Origin of the sequence: Pseudosporangium ferrugineum, from assembly GCF_003002065.1 — a bacterium.
Taxonomy (GTDB): Bacteria; Actinomycetota; Actinomycetes; order Mycobacteriales; family Micromonosporaceae; genus Actinoplanes; species Actinoplanes ferrugineus_A.
This window is the reverse complement of record NZ_PVZG01000030.1, coordinates 22,384-44,726: the sequence shown is the minus strand read 5'-3', so window position 1 is coordinate 44,726 and position 22,343 is coordinate 22,384. Positions and strand designations below refer to the sequence as shown.

Below are 22,343 nucleotides of genomic sequence, written 5' to 3'. Positions count from 1 at the left end.
CTCGTGCGGCCATCCGGTTCAAACCGGTGTCGTTCGCGGGCACGTTCCTCGCCCTGATGATGTCGGCGCTGATCGTCTCGGCCTGCGGCGTCCTTCTCGAGACCAGCCTGCGCGCATCGGTACCGCCGGAACGCTATGCGAACGCACAGGTCGTCGTGGCCGCCGACCAGTACGAGTACGTCGTCACCGGCAGCGGTGAGGACCTGGAGAGGGAGGCGGTACGGCTGCCGGACACCGCGCGACTGGACGCCGCGCTCGCGGCGAGGGCCGCGACGGCGCCGGGTGCGGCCGTGGCCGTCGCCGACTTCACCTTTCCCGTACGCGCGGCCGGCGGCGCGCTCATCGGACACGGATGGGGCTCGCACCTGTTCACCGGCGCCACGCTGACCGACGGCTCCCCGCCCCGCGAGGGTGAAGTCGTGCTCGGCCGGAGCGCGGCCCGGGCGGCGCAGGCCGCCGTCGGTGACCCGGTCAGCCTCGAGACGGCTGCCGGGCGGGCGGACTTCCGGCTGGCCGGCATCGCCCGCGTCGACGGCGCCGGAGCCCCGCCGGCCTGGTTCGCCGACACCCAGGCCGCCGCGCTCGCCGGACACCCCGGCAGAGCCGACGCCATCGCGGTGCTGGCCGCGCCGGGCACCGATGCCGCCACTCTCGCCGGGTCGGTGACCGAGGTTCTGGCCGGCTCCGGGGTCAAGGTGCATGCCGGCGACGACCGCGGCGCCGTGGAGGACCCCGGACTCGGATACGCCAAGGATCTGCTCTTCGGCATCGGCGGCTCCTTCGGGGGCATCGCCACCATCGTGGCGATCTTCACCGCCGCCGCGACGGTGGCACTGTCGGTGTCCCAGCGGGCCAGGGAATTCGCGCTGCTGCGCGCCATCGGGGCCACTCCACGGCAAATACGCCGCGCTGTTGCCGCCGAGGCTCTGCTGGTCGCCCCACTCGCCGGGATCGCCGGCCTGCTACCCGGGCTCGGGCTCGCCCACTGGTGGTTCGGGCAGTTGCAGGACCGCGGCGCGATCCCGGAGGCGGTGCAACTGCACGTCTCGCCGTTGCCGTTGCTCGCCGCGGTGGTCCTGGGACTGTTCACCGCGCTCGGCGCCGGCTGGACGGCCGGACGAAGGCCCGCGAGGATCAAGCCGGGACAGGCGCTCACCGAGGCATCGGTGGAACGGTGGCGGACCGGCAGGCTCCGTACCCTTGCCGGCCTCGCCGCCCTGGCCGGCGGCATGGTCCTCACCGGCGTCTCGGCCGGCTCCACCGGAAGCGACGCGGCCGGCGTCGCGCTCGGCGTCGTGATGCTCTTCATGTTCGCCATGGCGCTGCTCGGACCGCTGGTGGCGCAGCTGTGCGTCAGCCTCTTCGGCCTGCCGCTGGGCCGCGCCGGCTCCGCCGCCGGGCTGGCGGTCGCGAACTCGCGTGCCAACGCCCGCCGCCTCGCGTCGGCCATCACCCCGATCGTTCTGGCCATGGCCTTCGCCTCCACGCTGGTGTTCATGAACACCAGCGAGAGCCACGCCGCCGACAAGCAGCTGCGCGCGGGTGTCATCGCGGACCATGTGGTCACCGACCCGGCCGGGCTGGCGGTGAACGCGGCCGCCGAGGCCGCCCGCGCGCCCGGCGTGGAAGCCGCCGTCGGCGTACTGAACACCCAGGTGCTCGTGCCGATCGGCGCCGGCGAATTCAAATCGCTGCAGGGAGCGGCGGTGCAGGGCATCACCGGGTCCGGAGCGCAGCTCGCGAAGGTGGAGGATCTGGACGTCCGCGAAGGCAGCCTCGACCGGCTCGGGGGCGACCGGATCGCCATCGACATCACGCTGGCGACCGCCGCCGACCGCGGCGTGGGCGACCGGCTGGCGCTCTACCTCCCCGACGGCACCCCGGTCAGCCCTGAGATCATCGCGGTGTACGGCCGCGGCCTCGGACTGACGAGCGTGACCATGGACCGGGCGGCGCTGGCCGGGCACGTCACCTCGGCCTTCGACAGCATGCTGCTGGTCCGGGGCGGTACGGCGGAGTCGCTCACCCCGTGGGGAACGGTCACCGACGCCGCCGGCTATGCCACCGAACGCAGCCTCGAGGCGAGGCTGGGTGCCTGGACCAACAACACGATGGCCGCGGTGCTCGGCGGATTCGCGGCCATCGCCGCCGTCAACACCCTGGTGACGACGATCCTCAACCGACGCCGGGAACTGGACACGCTCCGCCTGGTCGGCTCCACCCGGCGCCAGGTTCTCAGGATGCTGCGCTGGGAGAGCCTGCTCGTGTCCGTCACGGGCATCATTCTCGGCTCCGCCATCGCCGCCGCCACGCTGATCCCGATGATGCGCGGGATGACGGGCGAGGCGCCTTACGTCCCGCCGCTGGCGTACGCGTCCTTCGCGATCGCCGCCGCCGGCCTGGCCCTGCTCGCGGTCACCCTTCCCGCACGGGCGATGCTGCGCCGGCGATCCTGACCTCCCTCCGGGGCGGGCGCCGGCACGACGCCGGCGACCGCCCGGGAGTGAAGCAGGGCGGGGTATCAGCCGACCCGCGCCCAACCGCGCAACGCGCCGGAGTACGCCTCGGTCAGCCGGATGATGACCTCCCGGCGGGTCAGGTTCCCCTGGTGCAGAAGGTCGAGGACCTCACGCGGATCGAAGATCATGTTGTTGAGGAACAGCGCGTGCTCGAGCATTTCCTCCGGCAGCCCGATGTCGCGGAGCAGCCCCCGTACGGGCTCAGCCCAGGCCTCCCGCATGGCCGCGATGATCTCGTTGCCGGAATGGAGGCGCTCGAGGTAACCCCGGCGGGAGCGAAGCTGGACAAGCGCCGGGCCGTGCGCGACCAGAAGGTCCACCCACTTGTCCACGACGGCGTCGAAAAGCGGGCGCCCCTGCGCGGTCGACGCCGCGGTGAAATCGCTGAGCTGCTCGACGACGCTGAACACGTAGGCGGCGAGCACCTCCTCCATCGAGGAGAAGTAGCGGTATGCCGTGGCCGGACCGATCTCCGCACGGGACGCGACCGCCTGCATGGTGAGCTCGTCCGGCGCCTCCCGGGCGAGCTCACCCACGGCTTCCAGGAGCCGCCGGCGATTGCGGCGGGTGTCGCTGCGCAACTTGCGTCCTCCGCCCGGGGCGGGCTGCAGGTCGGACACGGGCCTCCTCCGCCTCGTAGAAGTGATGGCAAGGGTAACGCCTCCGACCACCGCGCGATCGACCCCGGCTCGCCGCGCCGCTCAGACGCCGTGGGTCCAGAACTCCTCCGCCGACCCGGTGAAGGCGGCCGGATCGCCGGCGAGGAAGAACTCGTCCCACGTCGGCCCGTCGGACAGCTCCCAGTGCTCGACGGCCACGCCGTCCTTGAAACGCCACGCGCCCATACCGACCCGGGTCCAGGTCCAATCGCCGCGCGAGGTACGGAATGTGCCGTGGACGATGCCGTAATGGTCGTCGGCAAGGATCTGGTCGAAGCCGATGGGTTCGACGTTGGCGTCGGCGAGTCCGGCCCGCCGTTTCGTGTAGCGGCGCAGGAAATCCATCCCCCCGGTCGCCGCCAGCCGCACCCCGCCGGTGTGGATCACGAAATCCGGAGACATCCGCTTCATCACTTCGCTGATGTGCTCCTGATGGCGCCGGAGCCGCTCCTGCTCGCCGAGGCCGGGGTCGGCCGTGATCTCCGCACCGCCCCGGTACAGATCGGCCAGCCACAACGCGTTGGGGTGAGTCTCAGACAGCAAGGCGTTCCTCCCGATTGGTACAGTCATCTTATCTAAGAGGTTGTTATCATACATGCGCTCCGGCCTCTCCGGAGAAGGGCAGGATGCCGCCGCCTCCCGTCAGGGGGACGGCAGCACGCTGCCGAGGTGCGAGACTCAGACCGGTTCCCGCACGGGTACCGGTGCGGACCGGGCCGGCTCCCCCGCGCCGTCGAGCCAGTGGCGCAACTTCTCGCCTTCCACGTCGACATCGGGCAGGAGCCTGTCGAGCCAGCGCGGCAGCCACCAGGCGGACCTGCCCAGCAGCGTCATGGCCGCCGGCACGATGGTCATGCGAACGATCAGCGCATCGAAGAGCACCGCGATGCCGAGGGCGAAGCCGATCGACTTGATGATCGCGTCGGGGGCGAGGACGAACCCGGAGAAGACGCTGATCATGATGACCGCGGCGGCGGTGACAACGCGCGCACCGTGGCCGAAGCCGGAGATCACCGCGGCACGGGGCGGGATGCCGCGTACATAGTCCTCGCGCATGCGCGTGACCAGAAAGACCTGGTAGTCCATGGCCAGGCCGAACACGATGCCGATCAGGACGATCGGCAGGAAGCTGGTGATCGGTCCGACCCGGTCGACGCCGAGCGCCTCGGCGAACCAGCCCTTCTGGAAGACAGCCACCACCGCCCCGAAGGTGGCCGCGATGCTGAGGAGGAATCCGGCTGTCGCCTTCAGCGGTACCAGCAGGGACCGGAACACCAGCATGAGAAGCACGAAAGCAAGGCCGACCACGACCGCGAGGTACGGGAGCAGGGCCTCACCGAGCTTGGCCGAGATGTCGATGTTGATGGCGGTCAGCCCGGTGACGGCGATCGCGGCGCCGGGCACCGGGACGTCCTGCCGGCGGATCACACGGACCAGGTCCCGGGTTGCTTCGGTGCTGGGGCCGCTGTCCGGTATGACGGTGAGGATGGCGGTATCGCCGGCTGGATTGATCGACGGGTCGGTGACCGCGCTGACGTCGTCGAGGTCACGGATCCGCGCGGCCACCTGTCCGGCAGCCTCGGCGGCGCCGGCCCGCGCATCCACCACGACGATCAGCGGCCCGTTGAACCCGGGCCCGAAACCCTCCGACAGCAGGCCGTACGCCTTCCCCTGCGTGCTGTCGGAGGGGGCAGTGCTGTCGTCGGACAGTCCCAGCCGCATGTCCCGCGCGGGCAGGGCGATCGTGCCGAGCCCGACGACGGCGATCAACAGCACGGCCACCGGGCGGCGGGCGACCAGCCGTGCCCACCGCTCGCCGGAGGGGCCACGGTTGCCGCCCTGCGGGTCCCGGGTGTGCAGCCCGGCCCTCCGCCCGCCGCGGAGGCGCCGGCCGGCAAAGCCCAGCAGCGCCGGCAGCAGGGTCAACGCGATCACCACGGAAACTGCGACGGTGAATGCGGCCGCGAGGCCCATCTGCGTCAGGAAGGGGATGCCGACGACCGAGAGCGCGGCGAGGGCGATGATCACGGTGAGACCGGCGAACACGACCGCGGAGCCGGCGGTGCCGACCGCCCGGCCGGCGGCCTCCTGCGGCTCCCGGCCGGCGGCCAGCTCGTGCCGGTATCGCGAGACGATGAACAGCGCGTAGTCGATCGCCACGGCGAGGCCGAGCATCAGCGCGAGGGTCGGGGTCTCGGAGGACAGGTCGACCAACCCGGACGCCGCGCTGATCACACCGAGACCGATGGCGATGCCGAGGACCGCCGTCAGCAGCGGAAGCCCGGCGGCGATCAACGACCCGAACGTCACGACCAGCACCACCGCCGCGACCACCACCCCGATGATCTCGCCGAAGCCTTGCTCGTCCTCGGAGGCCGTCGCGTCCCCGCCCACCTCGACGGTCAGCCCGCCGTCCCGAGCCCGGTCGACCACCCTCGTGAGGGCGGCGTGCGCGGCATCGGAGACGTCTTCCCCGGGCACCCGGTAGCTCACCTCGGCGAAACCGATCGTGCCGGCCTCGTTGATCGCGCCCGAGGTGAACGGGCCGTCGACCGAGGCAACCTGCGGCGCCCGTTCCAGATCGTCGACAGCGGTTCGGATCACCGTCCGGTAGGCCGGGTCGCGCAACGTCTTCCCGCCGGGCGCGGCGAACACCACCCGGGCGGTGGCGCCGCCGGCCGACGCCTGCGGGAACCGCTGGGCGAGCAGGTCGATCGCCTGCTGCGACTGAGTGCCCGGAATGCTGAACGAATCCCGCGTCGGCCCGGACAGTGCGGAGGCGCCGATCAGCGCCGCGGCCAGGACCGCCAGCCAGGCGACGACCACCCACCGCCGATGGCGGAAGGCCGACCGGCCCAACCGGTAGAGGAACGAGGCCATGAGACGTTTCTCCTTTTCCAGGAAGTGAGGGATCGCTCGTCCGCCTTCGACGGCGGACGACTGGCGGATACGGCGCCGCACGTCGACATGCGACCCCTGGATGGTTCGCCGGCGCGGCCCTCCCCGTCTTCGGCCCACCGCGGCGATTCCATCCGCCGCGGTCGCGGCGGCTCCGGGCCGCTCCTACTCCGCTCGCGGGTGCCCGCGCGGCGTTTCCTACCGCGCTCGCGGTAGATCGTTTGTCGGCGCGGCCAAGCGCTGATTACTGTCACCGTGTGGGAGCTGATGAGCTGGCCGGCGGCCTTGCCGCGGCCGGCAGACACCGTGCGATCGCCTACCCGGTACGCCTGGCCGACCGGCTGCGCCGGCTCAGCACCGCCCATCCCGCAGCCACCCGCGTAACCGGAGCCGGCGTCCTGCTGCTCCTCACCGCCATGGTCGCCCTGAAGCCGGACCGGTCCGCGTTCACGCCGACGGCCATCGTCACCGCCGTCGTGGTCGCTGCCAGCTTCGTCGTCATTCCCGCCCTGCGCTGGCCGGCCTGGCTCATCCCCGCCATCGCGACCGCAGGCGTGATCGCGGCGATGCCGTCCGCGGTGCCCGACTCACCCGCCCGCAGCGCCCTGATCGTGGCGATGTTCCTGTTCTCCCTGCGCAGCGAGAAGGTCGCTGTGACTGTCGTGACGATCGCGGTGAGCGTCGTGTCGCTGGCGGCCGGCAGCGTGGTGGCCACCGCGTACGAGCGGGTCGATCTGCAGGACGTCGAGGTCCTGCCCTGGGTCGTGGCGAGCGCCGCGCTCGGGCAGGCCATCCGCGCCAACCGGTTGGGGCGGGCCATGTTGGAGGATCGGGCCCGCCGTGCGGAACGAGGCCGTGAGGAGGAGGCCCGCCAGCGCGTACAGGCGGAACGGCTCCGCATCGCACGCGAGCTGCACGACGCGGTGGGCCATCAGGTGGCGATCATCAGCGTGCAAGCCGGCGCCATGACGCTCCTGCTGGACAGGCACGATGTCACCCGGGCGCGCCAGTCTCTGGAACACATCCAGGACGCCAGCGAAGCCGCGCTCGCCGAGCTGAAACTCACCGTCGGCCTGTTGCGCCAGCCCGGCGATCACGAGCCCATCGCACCAGCCGGACGGCTCAGCCGGCTCGACGAGCTGATCGCCTCCTTCACCGCCACCGGCCTACGGGTCAACTGCGACGTCACCGGTTCCGCGCGACCTCTGCCCGACGCCGTGGACCTCACCGCCTACCGGCTCATCCAGGAGTCCCTCACCAACACCGCCAAACACGCCGCGGGCACATCCGCGTCGGTCCGGCTCGACTTCCGGCCGGGTGCTCTCGCGCTGACGGTCGAGGACGACGGACCGTCGGCGACCGCCCCCGGACAGCCGGCAACGGGAGCAACGGTGGGACACGGCATCATCGGCATGCGCGAGCGGGCCGCCGCGCTGGGCGGACGGCTCTCGGCCAGCCCTCGCCCCGAAGGCGGCTTCCGGGTGACCGCCGAACTGCCCACTCTCGCGGGGGCCACGATATGACCGCCGTACGCGTGCTGCTCGCCGACGACCAGGACATCGTCCGCGCCGGCCTGCGACTGATGGTCGAGAACGCCCCCGATCTGACGGTGGTCGGCGAAGCGGCCACCGGCGCCCAGGCCGTACGAAAAGCCCGTGCGGCCCGCGCCGACGTCGTCCTGATGGACATCCGCATGCCCGAGCTCGACGGCCTCGCCGCCACTCGCCGGATCACCGCCGATCCGGACCTCGCCGGTGTGAAGGTGCTGATCCTGACCACCTTCGAAGTCGACGAGTACGTCTTCGAAGCGCTCCGCGCCGGCGCCAGCGGATTTCTCGGCAAGAACGTGCGTCCGGAGGCCCTGATCGAAGCGATCCGGACCGTCGCCCGCGGTGAGGCCCTGCTGTCACCCGCCGCCACGCAAGGGCTCATCGCCCGTTACCTCGCCACGGACGACCGCCATCCCGCAGCTGCCCCGCAGCTCCTCGACGGTCTCACCGAACGGGAACGCGAGGTCGTCGCACTGGTGGCCACCGGGATGTCCAACACGGAGATCGCGGACCATCTGACCCTCAGCCCGTTCACGGTCAAGACCCACGTCAACCACGCCATGGCGAAGCTCGACGCCCGCGACCGCGCGCAACTGGTCGTCATCGCCTATCAAGCCGGCCTCCGGGGCCCGGCTCCGCCACCGAGTGCCCCCGGACAGCTGAACCGGCGATGAGCCGACCGAAGGAACCGGCTGTCGGCCTGTTCTCCCAGGGCGACGCCGGTTTCGCTGAAATTACCACTAAATGTCCCTATCCTGGAGCGGGTGATCAACGGGCCGGTGGTGGGTGTCCTCGCGACGTCCTTCGGTGGTCCGTATTACGGCGGGCTGCTCGACGGGATCCGCGGCGCCGTCGCGTCCGTGGGTGGCCGGATCATCGCGGTGCAGACGCTCGACGCCGGCACGTTCGAGCTCGACTTCTCGGACGCGGTCACGTACCGCCATCGGGTCGCCTGGGAGCACATCGACGGCTTCGTCACGCTGCTCAACGGGGCGAACCCGCAGTACCTGCGCGAGGCTCAGGCCAGCGGCAGGCCGGTCGTCGCGATCAGCCATCAGTTCGACGGGGTGATCTGCCCGGCGGTCGTGGCCGACAACAGGTCCGGGTTCACCGAATCCGTGCGGCATCTGATCGGCCACGGGCACGAGCGTATCGCGTTCGCCGGCTGCCTCGACCAGATCGACGTACGCCAGCGGTACGCGGCCTACCAGGACGCGCTGGCCGAGATCGGTGGCCGGCCGATGCTGTTCGAGACCGGCAACATGCAGGAGACCGGCGGCGAGCGGGCCGCACGCGCGATGCTGGCGGCCGGGCTGCCCTCGACCGCGGTGGTGACCGCCAACGACCAGAACGCGTTCGGGCTGATCCGGACGCTCGTCGAGGCGGGGTGCGAACTGCCCGCGGACCAGGCGGTGATCGGTTTCGACGACCAGATCGGCTGCGCGTCGAGGATTCCCAGCCTGACCACCAACCGGCAACCACTCGATCAGATCGGTGGCCGCGCCGCCGGGCTGCTTCTGCAGAAGCTCAACGGCGAGCCCGTCCCGGACGGCTGGCTCCTGATCCCCACCACGCTGGTGTTGCGTGAGTCATGCGGCTGCCCGGGTCCGCTGGCTCTGGCCTCGGGCAGCCTCGACACGCTGGGTGAATCGGGCCGGCTGCTTGCCGAGCTTCGTGCGGCACTGCCACCTGGCTCCGGAACTGCGCAGTTCGAGCAGGCTGTCTCGAGACTCAGTGCCGTGGTGGCGGACGCGGTGGCGGGGTCGCGTACCCCGGTCGGCACCGAGCTCCGCCGGCTGCTGCTGCCCATCGCCGAGCGCCTCGACGACTTCGAGGTGACCGTCGCGGTGATGCGGCTGATCCGGGACCATGCCTGGGCCATGCTGGCCGCGGGCGGGTCGGGCCGGGAGGCCCAGTTTCGGGTCGAGGCCCTCATTCATCAGGTCTTCGTCGTGCTCGCCCAGGCCCAGTCCGCGTTCCAGGCCGAGCACGGCCGGTCCACGATGTCCGCTCTCGGCACCCAGTACTCGGTGAGCATGCAGCTGTTGCGCAGCCAGGAACGCGACCCGCGCTCGCTGGACTGGTTACGCGCCACCGACATCCGGAGCGGCTGCCTGGGCCTGTGGCCGAACGGGCCGGAACGACGTACGGACGTGCTCGATGTCGTCACCACCTACGACCGTGCCGCCGGGGCCGCGGTCGCCGGTGGCGGGCTGGTCGAGATCGAGAGCTTCCCGCCGGCCGAGGTGATCGAGCTCGCCGACACCTCGGCCGACGAGATGGTCTACGTCGCCCACCTCAAGGTCGGTGAGGGCGACTGGGGCATGCTCGCCCTGGTCGGACCGGTCCAGGCAGGCCTCGCCGAGGGCCGGGAGACGATGAACCAGTGGGCGGCGCTGCTGAGCGTCGCGCTGGAGCACGATGCGGTCCTGCAGGCTCTGCGCGCCCAGGAGGAGGTGCTGCGCCGGGCAGCCCTCTACGACGATCTCACCGGGCTGCCCAATCGCAGCCACTTCCGCGACCGCTTGACGCTGGCGATGGCCCGCGGGCGCCGCCGGCCCGATCTGGGCTACGCCGTGCTGCTGCTCGATCTGGACGGGTTCAAGGTGGTCAACGACAGCCTCGGCCACGAGGCCGGCGACCGGCTGCTGCAGGAGATCGCGCGCCGGCTCTCCCACGAGGTACGCACCAACGAGGTCGCCGCCCGCCTCGGTGGCGACGAGTTCGCCGTGCTGGTCGAGGACTTCACCAACCCCGAGGCGCCGGTCATTCTCGCCGAGCGTCTGCAGGGCGCGGTCTCCGCGCCGTACCGGCTGGACAGCACGGACGTCACCGTCACCGCGAGCATCGGAATCGCCCTCGGCACCGACGAGTACACCGACACCTACGCGGTCATGCGCGACGCCGACACCGCGATGTATCACGCCAAGACCGGCGGCAAGCGGGCCTATGCGCTGTTCACCCCCTCGATGCACACGTCGGCGCTGGAACGGTTGCGCACCGGCACCGAGCTGCGCCAAGCCGTGGAGCGCAACGAACTGGAGCTCTTCTACCAGCCGATCATCGACCTCGCGACCGATCGGCTCACCGGGGCGGAAGCGCTGCTCCGGTGGCGGCATCCGACCCGCGGGCTCCTCCTTCCGCCGGTGTTCCTGCCGATCGCCGACGAGAGCGACCTCAGCGCGGTGATCGGCCGCTGGGTGCTGCGCGAGGCCTGCCGGCAGGCCGCGATATGGAGCCGGGACCCGGACCTGCCACGGCTGCGGGTGAGCGTCAACGTGTCGAACCGGCAGTTCTGGGGCGGGAGGCTGATCGAGGACGTCCTCGACTGCCTGGACGCCGAACAGCTCGACCCCGCCTGCCTGGCCCTGGAGATCACCGAAGGCGTCATCATGCACGACGCCCGGAAAGCCACCGAGATGCTGACCGGTCTGTGCAAGATGGACATCGAGGTGCACATCGACGACTTCGGCACCGGCTACTCCTCGCTGGAGTCGCTGCACGATCTGCCGTTCGACGCCCTCAAGATCGATCGCTCCTTCGTCTCACGCCTGAGCACCAGCTCCCGCAGCCGCGAACTCGTGCGCACGATCGTCACCATGGGCCTCAACCTCGGCCTGCGAGTGATCGCCGAGGGCGTGGAGACGACCGAGGACCTGGACCTGGTCCGCCAGCTGGGGTGCACTCACGCACAGGGCTACCTCTTCTCCCGCCCCGCGCCCGCCGGCGATCTGAACATGTCGGCGGCCCGGGAGCCGTGGGGCCCGCGGACCGTCTGAGCGAGCGCCCTCGCCGGACATTCCGGCCGGTGCGGGTTGCGGCCGGCGAATTCGTGAAGGCCTTCGCGGGCGATCCGCCGGAGCAACGCCACCGGCCCGCGATTGACTACGGCGGCGTAGCGAGCTTGTGGTCGCATTCGGGCGGGCTATCGTCTTTGCGCTGAAAGCGTCTTCTTGACAGATCCATGGCGTTCGGTACACATGAGAGTTGGCGAGCCACGCCGACCGGGGCGCACCACTGCCGTGGAGCTCATCGCGCTCGTCCGACCGGCATCGATGCGATCACGGGAGAGCGAATCGTGCAGACGGGGCGGGTTGTCGCCGACAGGTACCGGTTGGAAGAGAGGATCGGCTCCGGGGGCGACGGCGTCGTGTGGCGAGCCACCGACGAACGCCTGGGCAGAGAGGTCGCGCTGAAGCGAGCCCTGGCCGGGGACGGAAACCCGCAGCGGTTGCAGCAGTTGGAGCGTGAGGCGAAGCTGCTCGCCCGGTTGAACCACCGGCACGTCGTGACGATCTACGACGTGCTGGAAGACCATGGCGAGTGCTGGCTGGTCATGGAGTATGTGCCGGCGCGCAGCATGGCCGAGTTGGACGTCGTCACGCCTCGACAGGCGGCGAAGCTGGGCGCGCAGATCGCCGACGCGCTCGCGACAGTGCACGCGAAGGGAATCCTGCACCGCGACATCAAGCCCGGTAACGTCCTCATGATCTCCGACGACGAGGTGAAGCTCGCCGACTTCGGCATCTCCAGCGACGGCGCGGGAGATACGACCGTGACCTGCCCTGGTCTGCTCACCGGCTCACCGGGATACGTGGCGCCGGAGGTGGCCAACGGCGCCGCACCCACGGCGGCGTCCGACGTGTTCTCGCTGGCATCCACGCTGTTCGCCGTGGTGGAAGGCGAGTCACCGGTGGGGTCGACGGCCGACGACATACGGCTGCGCCTTCGACGGGCCGCCAACGGCGCCATCGCCGCACCGCGCCGGAGCGGACCGCTCACGCCGGTACTGGAACGGATGCTGCGGGTCGACGCGGGGCAACGTCCCACCGCGGCTGAGGCGCAGGAGATCCTCGCAGACATCGCCGGCGTGCGGACCACCCGGAGCGCGCACCATCCGCGGTCGGCCAGGCGCCGCGCGCTTCTCGTCACTGCCGGAGCGCTGGCCGCGGTCGCGGCGGCGGCGGGCGGCATCAGGTTCTTCGATGGGACCAGGACACCGGCGGGGCCGGTGCTCGGTGCCGACCTGCGCACCGCCGATCCGTGCGCGCTGATCCGGGACGCGGCTCTGGAGCCGTTCGGCGACCCCAACCTGGTCTCGGACGACTCCGGGTTCAATCAGTGCAACGTCATCGTCAAGAAGGACCGGAAGGAGGCGAACCTCCTGGCGTTGATCGACAGTGCTCCCGGTGAGCAAACGCCCGTGCAGGCAGAGGACAAGGGGTGGTACCGGCTCGTGGACGAGCCGGTGGGTGAGGGATCCTGCGGGCGCCGACTGCTGCTACCCGACCGGTACGAGATCAGGATCACGGTGACCCGGGCTGACCTGATCGACGCCGACGCGTGCGCCATGGCCGACGTCGCCGTCGGGAGTGCGGAGGCGGTGATCACCAAGGGACCGATTCCGGAGCGCCGGCCCGGCAACCCGACCTTGCGGCCGGACTCCTTCAGCAGGACGGACGCCTGCAGAGCCAAGGACTCGCCGTCGTTCCCCGATCGGCCCGGGATCTACCGGGAAAACCCGGAGGTCGGCTTCGGCCGCTGGAAGTGCACCTGGACCGCTACTGATGACGGTATCGTCTACCAGCTGCGCTTCACCCGGGCGAGGCCGTTGGTCACGTCCGGCGCGACGAAGGTGACGATCGACGGCCGGTACTCCGTGATCTCCTATCCCGGAGACGCGCCGGGCAACGACAAGTGCGAGGTCGAGGCGCACAACTTCACCTACGTGGACGCATACGGCTTCGACAAGGACGAGGTGCTGGAAGCCACTGTCGTCGGCAGGGCCCTGTCGCCGGATGAGCGGTGCCTACTCGCCACTCAGCTGGCCACCGCCTTCTTCCCACCACGATGACGCGGGAACCCTCCCGCGAATCCCGGACAGGCTGACGGGCGCGCTGCTCATCCTGAGGTGCCAGGAGGCGAACATGCCCGACGAACGACCGAACGAGCTCCCGGCGAACCACCACAGCCTCGCCCTCGGAGTCCCCGCCGGCGTCGCACCGGGCATGCTGCACGTGCTGGCGGCGACCGGAGGCATCACCGTCGGGCCCAGGGAGGGGCGGACCGTCCTCTTCGGGCGGAGCCGGCCGGAAGTGCACGTCTGCCTCGGCGAGGACGACCTGCGCATCAGCAGGGAGCACGGGGCGCTCACCTGCCGCGGTGACCGGTGGTGGATCAGCACGCGGGGTCGCCTTCCTCTGCGGCTTCCCGAATCCCGCCTGTTGTTCAGGCAGGACGAGCCGATCCCGCTACGGACGGGGTACACCCCGCTGTTCGTACGCGGATCCCACGAACGACTGCACCTGCTCGAAGTGCACGTGCAACCCAGGAACGGCAACCGGCCACCGGCCGACCACCACGCACCGACCCACCCGCCGCGCACGTGGCACCTGACCTCGGTGGAGAAGCGTGTGGTCGTCGTGCTCGCCCAGCGGTACCTCCTGCACGAGGTGCACCCCATCCCGCTGTCCTGGCGTCAGGTAGCGGCACACCTCAACGAGATCCGGCCCGCCGAGGACTGGAACCACAAGAAGGTCGAACGCGTCGTCGCCGAGGTGCGCAACCGGCTGCGCGGAAACGGTGTCCCCGGCCTGACCCGTGAAGAGGTCGGTGAGCCCATCGGGAACACGCTCAACCACAACCTCATCCGCGAACTGATGGAGAGCACCACCCTCGTGCCACCGGACCTGCGCATCCTCGACCACGACGGCTGAAACCTCCACGGTCCCGGGGTTCATAGCACCGCACTTCTTGCTGGAGCGGAACTGCACTCGGCAGGTGATGCAGGCCCTGGTGCGGCGGATGCAGAGAAATCCGCACCACGGTAGCGCCTGTGCTCCGGGACCCTTCCCGGGAAGATGCGAAATGGTCGTATCCCGGAGAAGGAATCGCATTCACGGCAAGAGAAGGAGGCGCATATGAGCGCGAGTCGTATGCGATCGCGACCTGTATCGGCGATTTTCAGCGCGGCATTGTTGGCGTTGGCGTCGCTCACGGGCGCGGCGGCGGGCAGTCCGGTTCCGAAGATGGTGGCCGACGTGGCAGTCACGGCCACCGTGCTGAACGACCACCAGGTCAGAGTCGACTGGACGACCACTCTGAACCCATCGCCCGGCTCCTGGACCGTGGGGCGGGACGGCTTCGACACCCTGGGCTCAGGTCCGTGGTCCACGTCTGTTTCCGGCTCCGTCCGGACGTGGACGTTCAACTCCCTGATCACCGGACAGCAATACACCTTCACGGTCACCCCGGCCGGGAGCACCGACGGATCGACCGCCACCGCCACCCCCGGCGACCCGAATCCGCCGTCCGGAGTGACGGTCACGGCCACCGTGCTGAACGAGAACCAGGTCAAGGTCGACTGGACGAGCACGCTGAGCCCCCAGCCCGCGTCCTGGACCGTGGGGCGGGACGGCTTCGACAACCGTGGCTCGGGCCCGTGGTCCACCACCGTTTCCGGCGCGGTCCGGACGTGGACGTTCAACTCCCTGATCACCGGACAGCAATACACCTTCACGGTCACCCCGGCGGGGAGCACCCGCGGATTCACCGCCACCGCCACCCCCGGCGGAACGGCTCCGCCACCCGGCGGCACCGCACAGGAAACCCAGGGCTGGGGTACGCCGGTCTGGCAGGACGACTTCAACGGCACCGCGGTCGGTTCGCAATGGAATCTCTACACCGACCCGGGAAGCCAGCACGGCAATCGCCAGCCGAGCCAGTGCCAGGTTTCCGGCGGAACGTTGAAGCTGGTCTCGTTGCCGGACCGGAGAACGTGTGGCATGTCGCACGATCGCGACCAGACCCACGGACGCTGGGAGGCGCGCGTCAGGACGTCCGGAGCGGGCTGGAAGAGCCTGTTCATCATCTGGCCGGAATCCGATGAATGGAATGACGGCGAGTACGACTGGATGGAGCAGACCGCGGGCGGCAACTGCTACGGCGGCTTCATGCACTATCCGGGTGACCCCCGGCGCCAAGAGGTTCTCCCGCAGAACTCGGCGAGCTGCGTCGGGTCGACCCAGTGGCACCACGTGGCCTTCGAGTGGACCGCCACCAGCCTGAAAGGGTGGATCGACGGCCGGTTGTGGTACACCATTCCCGCCATGGGCACCCTCACCCGGATGCCGGCCGGCCACGTCACCATTCAGCAGGACGATCAGGGATCCGGCTCCGGCAATTCCGCGTTGCAGGAAGTCGATTGGATCAAGGGCTGGGACCTGTGAACGCGATGTTCATCCAGAAGGAAATTCATGAGTGCCTGGAATTCTCGGGCCAATTCGGCTTCCGAGTCTTCCCCTGCAACGGCGATCAGCGCTACCAGTACACCCAGTAGCGATCGCACCGCGGGCGGGCGCCGGCCGGCGCCCGCCCGTGTCGCCGGACCAGTTGCCCGGCATGCGTCAGCCGTTTCGACGCGGGCACCCACCGCACCGGCGGCCTGGACGGGCACGACCTCGGACTGTCCAACGTCGAACCGTAATGGCGGCTCGCACCGGTAGCCGAACCGCTACGACGATCAGCCCCGGTGGCACCGAAGTGTCGTCAGCTGCTTCCCGTCCTTGTAGGTCGCAACGATGTCGCCCTGGCGTACCTGAAGCGTGCCGCCCGCCTCGATCCGCCACGCCACGTTGTTGAGCATCAGCACGGCCTCGCCCTGGCGAACCTCCAACGTCTCGCCCACGCCCACGGACCCCGGCTGGCCGGCCGGGATCCGCACCGTTGCGTCGCCGCGCACCAGCGCCACCTCGCCCCGGGACACGGTGAACTCCTCGCCCGAGCCGGACGCCGCCTGGGAGCAGTCCATCCGGCTCGGGCCGGACCCGGTCGAGGCGTACGCGTAAGCCCCGCCACCGGTGCCCAGCACGGCGATCGAGATGCTGCTCAGGAGCAGCGCCTTGCGGCCCTTCGAACTCGGGCGGCGCGCAGAGAGTCTCATGAACTTCCCCTGTCTGTGTAGCGGATCCAGCAGAACGCCACCAACGTGGAGCACGGCCGCTGACGTCCCGCTGAAGATCCTGAAGACCGCCTTCAGGTGTCTCGCGTTTCGCCGGGTCGCACGACATCCTTGCGGCATGCGCGTGCTCTTGATCGACGACGACAGACGGCTGGTGAGGCTGCTCTGTCAGGGTTTGCGCTCGGAGGGCTGCGCGGTCGACGTGGCACACGACGGCCTGGACGGCGTCCGCGAGCTCGTACGACGTGATCGTGCTCGACGTCATGATGCCCGGCATGAACGGCTTTCAGGTGTGCGGACACCTGAGGGCGGTCGGTGACCTGACTCCGATCCTGATGCTGACCGCCAAGGACGGCGAGTTCGACCAGGCGGAAGCGCTGGAGACCGGCAGTGACGACTACGTCACGAAGCCCTTCTCCTTCGTCGTCCTGATGGCGCGGCTCCGTGCCCTGGTCCGGCGCACCCGGCCGGCCCAGCGGGCCGTACGACACTTCGGTGACTTGGAAGTCGATCTCGCGACGCGGCGGTGCCGACGGGCGTACCAGGAGGTGACTCTGACCGGGCGGCAGTTCGCCGTCCTGGCGCTCCTGGCGGAGCGGGCCGATCAGCCGGTCAGCAAGAGCGAGATCGCCGGCGTGGTCTGGGACGACGTGTACGACCTTGACCTGAATGTCGTGGAGGTGCATGTCAGTGCGCTGCGCCGGAAGATCGACAAACCGTTCGGACGGTCCGGCATCGAGACGGTCCGCGGCGCCGGCTACCGGCTCCGGGCCGACGGTGGCTGACCACCGGTGGTGGTTGCCACGCACTGTGCGGGGCCGGGCAACCGCCGTCGTCACGTCGGTCACCGTCGCGGTTCTGGGGCTGTGCGTCACCGCCCTCGTCAGCGTGGTGCAGCACAGCCTGTACGACGGTGCCAGCAGGGTCGCCGGCGAACAGGTAGAGATCGTCGCAGCGCAGATCACCCAGGAGGGTGCGCCGACCGGACCGCTCATCGGCTGCCCCGGCGTGATGGTCAGCACGACCGCACCACCCCCGTCCGAGGCGACGGTCCTGTCGATGGCCGTGGTGCGAACCGCCACCGGCCCGTACTTCGTGACGTCCGCGCCCGATCTGCGCTCCGCCGAGGCCGCGCTGACCACCATGACGTGGCTGCTGGTGCCCGGTATCGGGATCATCCTGCTGGCGATGGCCGGTCTCACCTGGTTCGCGATGGGCCGGGCCCTGCGCCCGGTCGAGGCGATCCGCGCCGAGTTCGCCGAGATCACCTCACACGACCTGCATCGGCGGGTCCCCGATCCACGAACCGGCGACGAGGTCTCCCGGCTGGCGAACACCATGAACCGTACGCTGCATCAACTCCAGCGGGCCGTCGAGCGTCTTCGTACCTTCACCGCCGACGCGTCTCACGAGCTGCGCGCACCCCTCACCACGCTGCTGATGCGTCTGGAACTCGCGGTCTCGCGACCCGGCGGCACCGACTGGCCGGACATCGCCCGCGAGTCCCTGCGGGACGCGGAGAACCTGAAGAACATCGTCGAAGACCTTCTGATGCTGGCCCGGCTGGATTCCGGACCGTCGCCGGGCCGGGAGCGAATCGTTGTCTCGGACCTGATGCGACAGGCGGACCTGACCCGGCATGTGAGCCCGGAGCTCTCGGCGGGCCGGCAGCTCATCGTCGAGGACACCGCACCCGGCGCCGAGGTGTACGGCAGTCGTGGGGCCCTGTCCCGGCTGCTCGCCAACCTCATCACGAACGCCGCACGGCACGCCCGATCCACCGTGCGGGTCCGCTCGACCGGGGAGCCCGGCTGGGTGACCATCGAGGTCACCGACGACGGACCCGGCATACCGGAGGCGGACCGACGCCGAGTCTTCGACCGCTTCACCCGCCTGACCGACGCGCGTACGCCCGGCCAGGCCGACAGCGGGACCGGACTCGGCCTCGCGATCGCCCACGACATCGCCCTCGCCCACGGCGGCAGCCTCGTCGCCGAGTCGCCGGCCCCGGGCGAGCACGGCGCCCGCCTCGTGGTGCACCTGCCCACGTACGAGCCGTAGCCGGGCGGTCGGTCGGTGGCGTCCTGGCCGAGTAGCTTTCGGAAAGCAGCGGCGGAACAAGGATCGTCCGGTGAGGACATCGACCGGTCGAGCTTGATCTGGCAGGAGCTGATCCGGGCGGGAATGCGGGCGGCTCTCCCGCCGGATGGCGGGAGCAGCTCATGCGCCGGCCACGTCGTTCATGTCGCCGGGCTCCAGGACCCGGGGCGCAGCACCGTTGCGCAGGCGTCGTACCCGGTCAGCTGGTCCCGGAGTCCGGTGAAGTCGGTGAAGTCGGTGCGCTGGATCTCGCGCAGTTTCGGGTGGGTGCGGCCGGTCGGTGAGCGGCCGATGACCAGGACCTCGGTGACGGTGTCGTCGCGCAGGCAGGCTTCCAGAACTCCCTGGCCCACCATGCCGGTGGCGCCGAAGACGATGACGCGCATGCGGTCTCCTTGTTGGGCGCCGGCCCTGTCGAGGGGTGGCCACGGGCTGCCTGTGATCAGGTGACCTTCATGGTGTTGATGGAGTCGACGGTGTCGGCATCGCGGGTGTCGTAGGCCGGTCCGGTCCTGCCGTCGAGGGCCGCGATACGCGCCATGTCGGCGTCGGTGAGCTCGAAGTCGAGGACGGCGAGATTCTCGCGGATGCGCTGCGGCTGGGTGGACTTCACGACCGCCGGCACCCGACGTTGCATCAGCCAGCGGAGCACGATCTGAGCGGGGGACCTGTCGTGCGCGCGGGCCAGTTCGGTGAGCACCGGGTCCCGGAGCAGGCCGTGCTGCCCCTGCGCCAGCGGACCCCAGGCTTCGATCTGCACGGTGCGCTTGTGCATGGCCTGCTCGTCGGCGGTGCGCTGGTAGTACGGGTGCATCTCGACCTGGTCGACGGCCGGGACGATCTCGTGGTGCGCGATGAGGTCGGTGAGCCGGTCGGGATGAAAGTTGGAGACGCCGATAGCGCGGACCGCGCCCCCGTGACAGGCGGATTCCAGCGCGCGCCAGGTGCCGTAGTAGTCGCCGTACGGCGCGTGGATCAGGCACAGGTCCAGCTGGTCGAGGCCGAGCCTGCGCAGCGACGCTTCGAATGCGCGCTGGGCGGGTTTGTCACCGGCGTCCTGGATCCAGAGCTTCGTCGTGATGAACAGCTCGTCGCGCGGAATGCCGCTGGCGGTGATCGCACGCCCCACGGCTTCTTCGTTCTGATAGGCCGCCGCGGTGTCGATCGAGCGGTAGCCGGCCTCGAGCGCTTCGAGGACGGCTCGCTCGGTGTCCGCCGGCGGAATCTGAAAGACGCCGAAGCCGAGCAGAGGCATCTCGACGCCGTTGTTCAACGTGACGGTGGGGATCTTGCTCATGATCGTGTTTCCTCGTGCTCTGTCGTGGTCGTTCCTGCCCGTCCAGGAAAGCCCGGGATCCGGCTCGGGTGAGAGTCCCTGACCTGGCAGGTACCGGCAGGGCCCCCAGGGCCGGCGGGCGGTACGCCGGTCAGCGTCCGGCCGGGGAGCCGTCCGCCGTGCCTTCGATGGTCACGGCCCAGCCGGCCAGCAACGTCAGAGCATCGGCGTCGGCGCTGCCCGGCTCGGCGTTGTAGACCGACACCTGCAGGCCGCTGTCGTCCGGCAGGGGCAGCGCCTCGAAGTCGAGGGTGAGCTCCCCGACGACCGGGTGCCGGAAGCGTTTGCTGCCGCCGCGGAAGGCGTACACGTCGTGCGAGCCCCACAGCACCCGGAACGTGTCGCTACGGGTCGACAGCTCACCGATCACGTTCGACATCCGGCGGTCGTACGGATTCTTGGCCGCCTCGGCCCGGAAATGCCCGACGGTGCTCCGGGCGATGCGGTCGTAGTCGGCGAAGAAGTGCCGGGCCGCCGGGTTCAGGAACACGAACCGCGCCATGTTCTCTTCGCAGGCCGGGTCGGCGTACAGGTCGGTGAACAGGGCGCGGCCGAGCGAGTTGGCCGCCAGAACATCAAAGCCATTGTTGTGCACGTACGCCGGCATGCCGGGCATGCCCTCGATCATTCGCGCCACCGACGGACGTACCGCGGGGGCCGCGGCACGCTTGCTCACCCGGGATCGCGGAAGGGCCGCCGTCCGCGCCAGATGACGCAGGTGGGCCTGTTCGATCTCGTCCAGTTGCAGTGCCCGGGCCAGCGCGTCCAGGACGCCCTCGGAGACGCCGCCCAGGTTGCCACGCTCGAGCCGGGTGTAATAGTCGGCGCTCACCCCGGCCAGCTGCGCGACCTCGTTGCGCCGCAGCCCCGGCACCCGCCGCTCGCCGTACGACTGCACTCCCGCCTGCTCCGGCGTGATCTTGTCCCGGCGCGACCTGAGGAAAGAGCTGACTTCCGCCCGGATATCCATAATCCCAGCGTAGGCACCTCACCGACCCGCTGAGGGTCCCTGCCGGTACCCCCCCCGCACCGCGAAGCGGCAGCCAAGAGACTTGACCTTGAGGTCTCTGTCGAGTGGCCGGAGCCCTCCAGGCCGACACGCCACTCCGCCCGCAGCAGCAGGACCAGAATCTTCGCTCGACGCCGGTCGTCGGTGTTCACCTGGCAGGCCAGCCGCAGCAGCTCCGTGGCCCGCCGCGGGCTGCCCTCCTCCAGCGCCGCTGGGTCAGCGTCCCCATCGCCTCGGCGAGCCGGTCCGGCGCGGCGCCGACGAGCGGCCGAGCATCGGGAACGGTGACGGCTCCTCGATCACCGAGATCGCGCCCACGACCCGTAGCGTGACCGGATCGCAGCGGTGCAGGAGGAGCCGGACCGCCCGGTCGAATCGGCCATCAGCTCGGCGACGCCGCGCGGCGACGACGGGTTCAGCGGCAGTCTGACGGCAATCGGTCCCAGCGGACCGGCGGAACCAGCGCATCGGAGGATCGGCGATCCTCCACATTGCTGGTTGGATGGCGACATGGATATCGGGACCGTCGACTCCATGGCGAACCACGCGGACGAGCTGTCATACCGGCAGCCGGGTTCGCGGGAAGCGGTGAAGGCCGCCCGGGACGCGGTCACGGCCGCGGAGGAGCTCGTCGCCGCCGAGGTGCCGGGGGCACGGCTCCGGCTCGCCCGGACCCTGTGGCGGCTGGCCTCGGCCCGGTCCGGCGAGGGACTGCCGGCCGCCCAGCAGGATGCGCTGCGCTGCTGGACGGTGTGCCGGTCGCTGCTGGAACGACCGGACCCGGCGGAGGACCAGAACTATGTGGTGTCCCGGATCGCCCTCTGGCTCGGCGTCGTACACCCGGTGCTGTCCCTGACAGGGCGGCTCGCCGACGCGGTGGAGGCGATGGAGTGGATGTCGCCCGCGGCGCGCGGCGCGACCGGCACCTACGGCGACCTCGCCAAGGCCCGGCTGGAAATCTTCACCTACACACCGATCGCCGAGGCCTACGGAGACGCCCGGGAGGCGGGCCGGTACGCGGAGATCGCCGGCTCCCTCCAGGACATGCTCGCCCGCGCCGCCCAGACGCTGGCGATCCTCCGGCAGCACGCCACCGAAGGGCCCAGCGAGGCGGGAGAATACGCGCACGCCGTCCGGATCGGAAGCCGGCTGGTGACGGTGACCGGCGACCTCCAGCTCGCCGCCCGCATGCTCGACGAGGCCGAGGAGGTGTCGGCCTCCGTGGCCGGCGCCGGCCCACCCTTCCGAGACCTCGCCGACGACATCCGGCAGGAACGCGACCGCCTCGCGATGTACGTACCCCGGCAGTGACC

At 70.2% G+C, this 22,343-nt stretch carries 17 protein-coding genes; 10 read left to right on the top strand and 7 right to left on the bottom strand.

Features of this window, described 5'->3' with window-relative positions; translation table 11 throughout:
* The first annotated feature begins 26 nt into the window (after positions 1-26).
* Positions 27-2,456: an FtsX-like permease family protein gene (locus CLV70_RS35375; RefSeq protein ID WP_211304015.1), complete on the top strand. Its 2,430-nt coding sequence runs from the start codon at positions 27-29 to the stop codon at positions 2,454-2,456.
* Positions 2,457-2,521: 65 nt separating this feature from the next.
* Here the strand turns inward: CLV70_RS35375 and CLV70_RS35370 are convergent, their stop codons facing one another.
* The 3 genes from CLV70_RS35370 to CLV70_RS35360 form a co-directional block, all read right to left on the bottom strand.
* Positions 2,522-3,139 (bottom strand): TetR/AcrR family transcriptional regulator, encoded by a 618-nt coding sequence (locus CLV70_RS35370; protein WP_106130985.1) that lies wholly within the window; start codon positions 3,137-3,139, stop codon positions 2,522-2,524.
* A gap of 81 nt (positions 3,140-3,220) precedes the next feature.
* Positions 3,221-3,775, bottom strand: a complete 555-nt coding sequence (locus tag CLV70_RS35365) for a hypothetical protein (RefSeq protein ID WP_146164287.1) — start codon at positions 3,773-3,775, stop codon at positions 3,221-3,223.
* An 81-nt stretch (positions 3,776-3,856) separates the two neighbouring features.
* Positions 3,857-6,058 carry an MMPL family transporter gene (locus CLV70_RS35360; protein ID WP_106130983.1) on the bottom strand — a complete coding sequence of 734 codons (2,202 nt, stop codon included), beginning with the start codon at positions 6,056-6,058 and terminating at the stop codon, positions 3,857-3,859.
* 275 nt (positions 6,059-6,333) lie between these two features.
* On the opposite strand from CLV70_RS35360, the gene CLV70_RS35355 reads away from it, so the two are divergent.
* The 6 genes from CLV70_RS35355 to CLV70_RS35330 all read left to right on the top strand — a co-directional run bounded on the left by CLV70_RS35355 (position 6,334) and on the right by CLV70_RS35330 (position 15,854).
* Positions 6,334-7,599 (top strand): sensor histidine kinase, encoded by a 1,266-nt coding sequence (locus CLV70_RS35355; RefSeq protein WP_106130982.1) that lies wholly within the window; start codon positions 6,334-6,336, stop codon positions 7,597-7,599.
* Positions 7,596-8,300 (top strand): response regulator, encoded by a 705-nt coding sequence (locus CLV70_RS35350; RefSeq protein ID WP_106130981.1) that lies wholly within the window; start codon positions 7,596-7,598, stop codon positions 8,298-8,300. Before CLV70_RS35355 ends, CLV70_RS35350 begins: the two co-directional genes overlap by 4 nt.
* A 90-nt stretch (positions 8,301-8,390) precedes the next feature.
* Entirely contained in the window at positions 8,391-11,405 is a 3,015-nt protein-coding gene (locus CLV70_RS35345; RefSeq protein ID WP_106130980.1) for an EAL domain-containing protein, read from the top strand.
* 299 nt (positions 11,406-11,704) lie between these two features.
* Positions 11,705-13,480, top strand: a complete 1,776-nt coding sequence (locus CLV70_RS35340) for a serine/threonine-protein kinase (RefSeq protein WP_158277909.1) — start codon at positions 11,705-11,707, stop codon at positions 13,478-13,480.
* 73 nt (positions 13,481-13,553) lie between these two features.
* The gene (locus CLV70_RS35335; protein WP_106130978.1) at positions 13,554-14,342 is read left to right on the top strand and encodes an FHA domain-containing protein; all 789 of its coding nucleotides are present in this window, start codon (positions 13,554-13,556) and stop codon (positions 14,340-14,342) included.
* A gap of 144 nt (positions 14,343-14,486) precedes the next feature.
* Positions 14,487-15,854: a family 16 glycosylhydrolase gene (locus CLV70_RS35330; protein WP_146164286.1), complete on the top strand. Its 1,368-nt coding sequence runs from the start codon at positions 14,487-14,489 to the stop codon at positions 15,852-15,854.
* A gap of 293 nt (positions 15,855-16,147) precedes the next feature.
* On the opposite strand, the gene CLV70_RS35325 is transcribed toward CLV70_RS35330, so the two are convergent.
* On the bottom strand, positions 16,148-16,567 hold the full coding sequence (locus tag CLV70_RS35325) for a hypothetical protein (protein WP_146164285.1): 420 nt from the start codon (positions 16,565-16,567) through the stop codon (positions 16,148-16,150).
* Positions 16,568-16,836: 269 nt separating this feature from the next.
* Between CLV70_RS35325 and CLV70_RS35320 the strand changes: the two genes are divergently transcribed.
* Both CLV70_RS35320 and CLV70_RS35315 read left to right on the top strand, forming a co-directional pair.
* Positions 16,837-17,370 carry a response regulator transcription factor gene (locus CLV70_RS35320; protein WP_342750443.1) on the top strand — a complete coding sequence of 178 codons (534 nt, stop codon included), beginning with the start codon at positions 16,837-16,839 and terminating at the stop codon, positions 17,368-17,370.
* A gap of 13 nt (positions 17,371-17,383) precedes the next feature.
* Positions 17,384-18,646: a sensor histidine kinase gene (locus CLV70_RS35315; RefSeq protein ID WP_158277908.1), complete on the top strand. Its 1,263-nt coding sequence runs from the start codon at positions 17,384-17,386 to the stop codon at positions 18,644-18,646.
* Between the two features lie 179 nt (positions 18,647-18,825).
* On the opposite strand, the gene CLV70_RS35310 is transcribed toward CLV70_RS35315, so the two are convergent.
* From CLV70_RS35310 to CLV70_RS35300, 3 genes are all read right to left on the bottom strand, one after another.
* A complete protein-coding gene (locus CLV70_RS35310; protein WP_211304014.1) occupies positions 18,826-19,071 on the bottom strand; it encodes an NAD-dependent epimerase/dehydratase family protein in 246 nt (81 codons plus the stop codon).
* A gap of 56 nt (positions 19,072-19,127) precedes the next feature.
* Positions 19,128-19,982: an aldo/keto reductase gene (locus CLV70_RS35305; protein ID WP_211304013.1), complete on the bottom strand. Its 855-nt coding sequence runs from the start codon at positions 19,980-19,982 to the stop codon at positions 19,128-19,130.
* Positions 19,983-20,112: 130 nt separating this feature from the next.
* Positions 20,113-20,991, bottom strand: a complete 879-nt coding sequence (locus CLV70_RS35300) for a helix-turn-helix transcriptional regulator (RefSeq protein ID WP_106130974.1) — start codon at positions 20,989-20,991, stop codon at positions 20,113-20,115.
* A 549-nt stretch (positions 20,992-21,540) separates the two neighbouring features.
* Between CLV70_RS35300 and CLV70_RS35295 the strand changes: the two genes are divergently transcribed.
* A complete protein-coding gene (locus CLV70_RS35295; RefSeq protein ID WP_106130973.1) occupies positions 21,541-22,341 on the top strand; it encodes a hypothetical protein in 801 nt (266 codons plus the stop codon).
* The last annotated feature ends 2 nt before the right edge of the window (positions 22,342-22,343 follow it).

Coding starts and splice junctions, on each gene's coding strand:
- CLV70_RS35305 (WP_211304013.1), bottom strand. CDS start 19,982: ATGAGCAAGATCCCCACCGTCACGTTGAACAACGGCGTCGAGATGCCT.
- CLV70_RS35310 (WP_211304014.1), bottom strand. CDS start 19,071: ATGCGCGTCATCGTCTTCGGCGCCACCGGCATGGTGGGCCAGGGAGTT.
- CLV70_RS35360 (WP_106130983.1), bottom strand. CDS start 6,058: ATGGCCTCGTTCCTCTACCGGTTGGGCCGGTCGGCCTTCCGCCATCGG.
- CLV70_RS35300 (WP_106130974.1), bottom strand. CDS start 20,991: ATGGATATCCGGGCGGAAGTCAGCTCTTTCCTCAGGTCGCGCCGGGAC.
- CLV70_RS35335 (WP_106130978.1), top strand. CDS start 13,554: ATGCCCGACGAACGACCGAACGAGCTCCCGGCGAACCACCACAGCCTC.
- CLV70_RS35295 (WP_106130973.1), top strand. CDS start 21,541: ATGGATATCGGGACCGTCGACTCCATGGCGAACCACGCGGACGAGCTG.
- CLV70_RS35330 (WP_146164286.1), top strand. CDS start 14,487: ATGCGAAATGGTCGTATCCCGGAGAAGGAATCGCATTCACGGCAAGAG.
- CLV70_RS35365 (WP_146164287.1), bottom strand. CDS start 3,775: ATGTATGATAACAACCTCTTAGATAAGATGACTGTACCAATCGGGAGG.
- CLV70_RS35325 (WP_146164285.1), bottom strand. CDS start 16,567: ATGAGACTCTCTGCGCGCCGCCCGAGTTCGAAGGGCCGCAAGGCGCTG.
- CLV70_RS35350 (WP_106130981.1), top strand. CDS start 7,596: ATGACCGCCGTACGCGTGCTGCTCGCCGACGACCAGGACATCGTCCGC.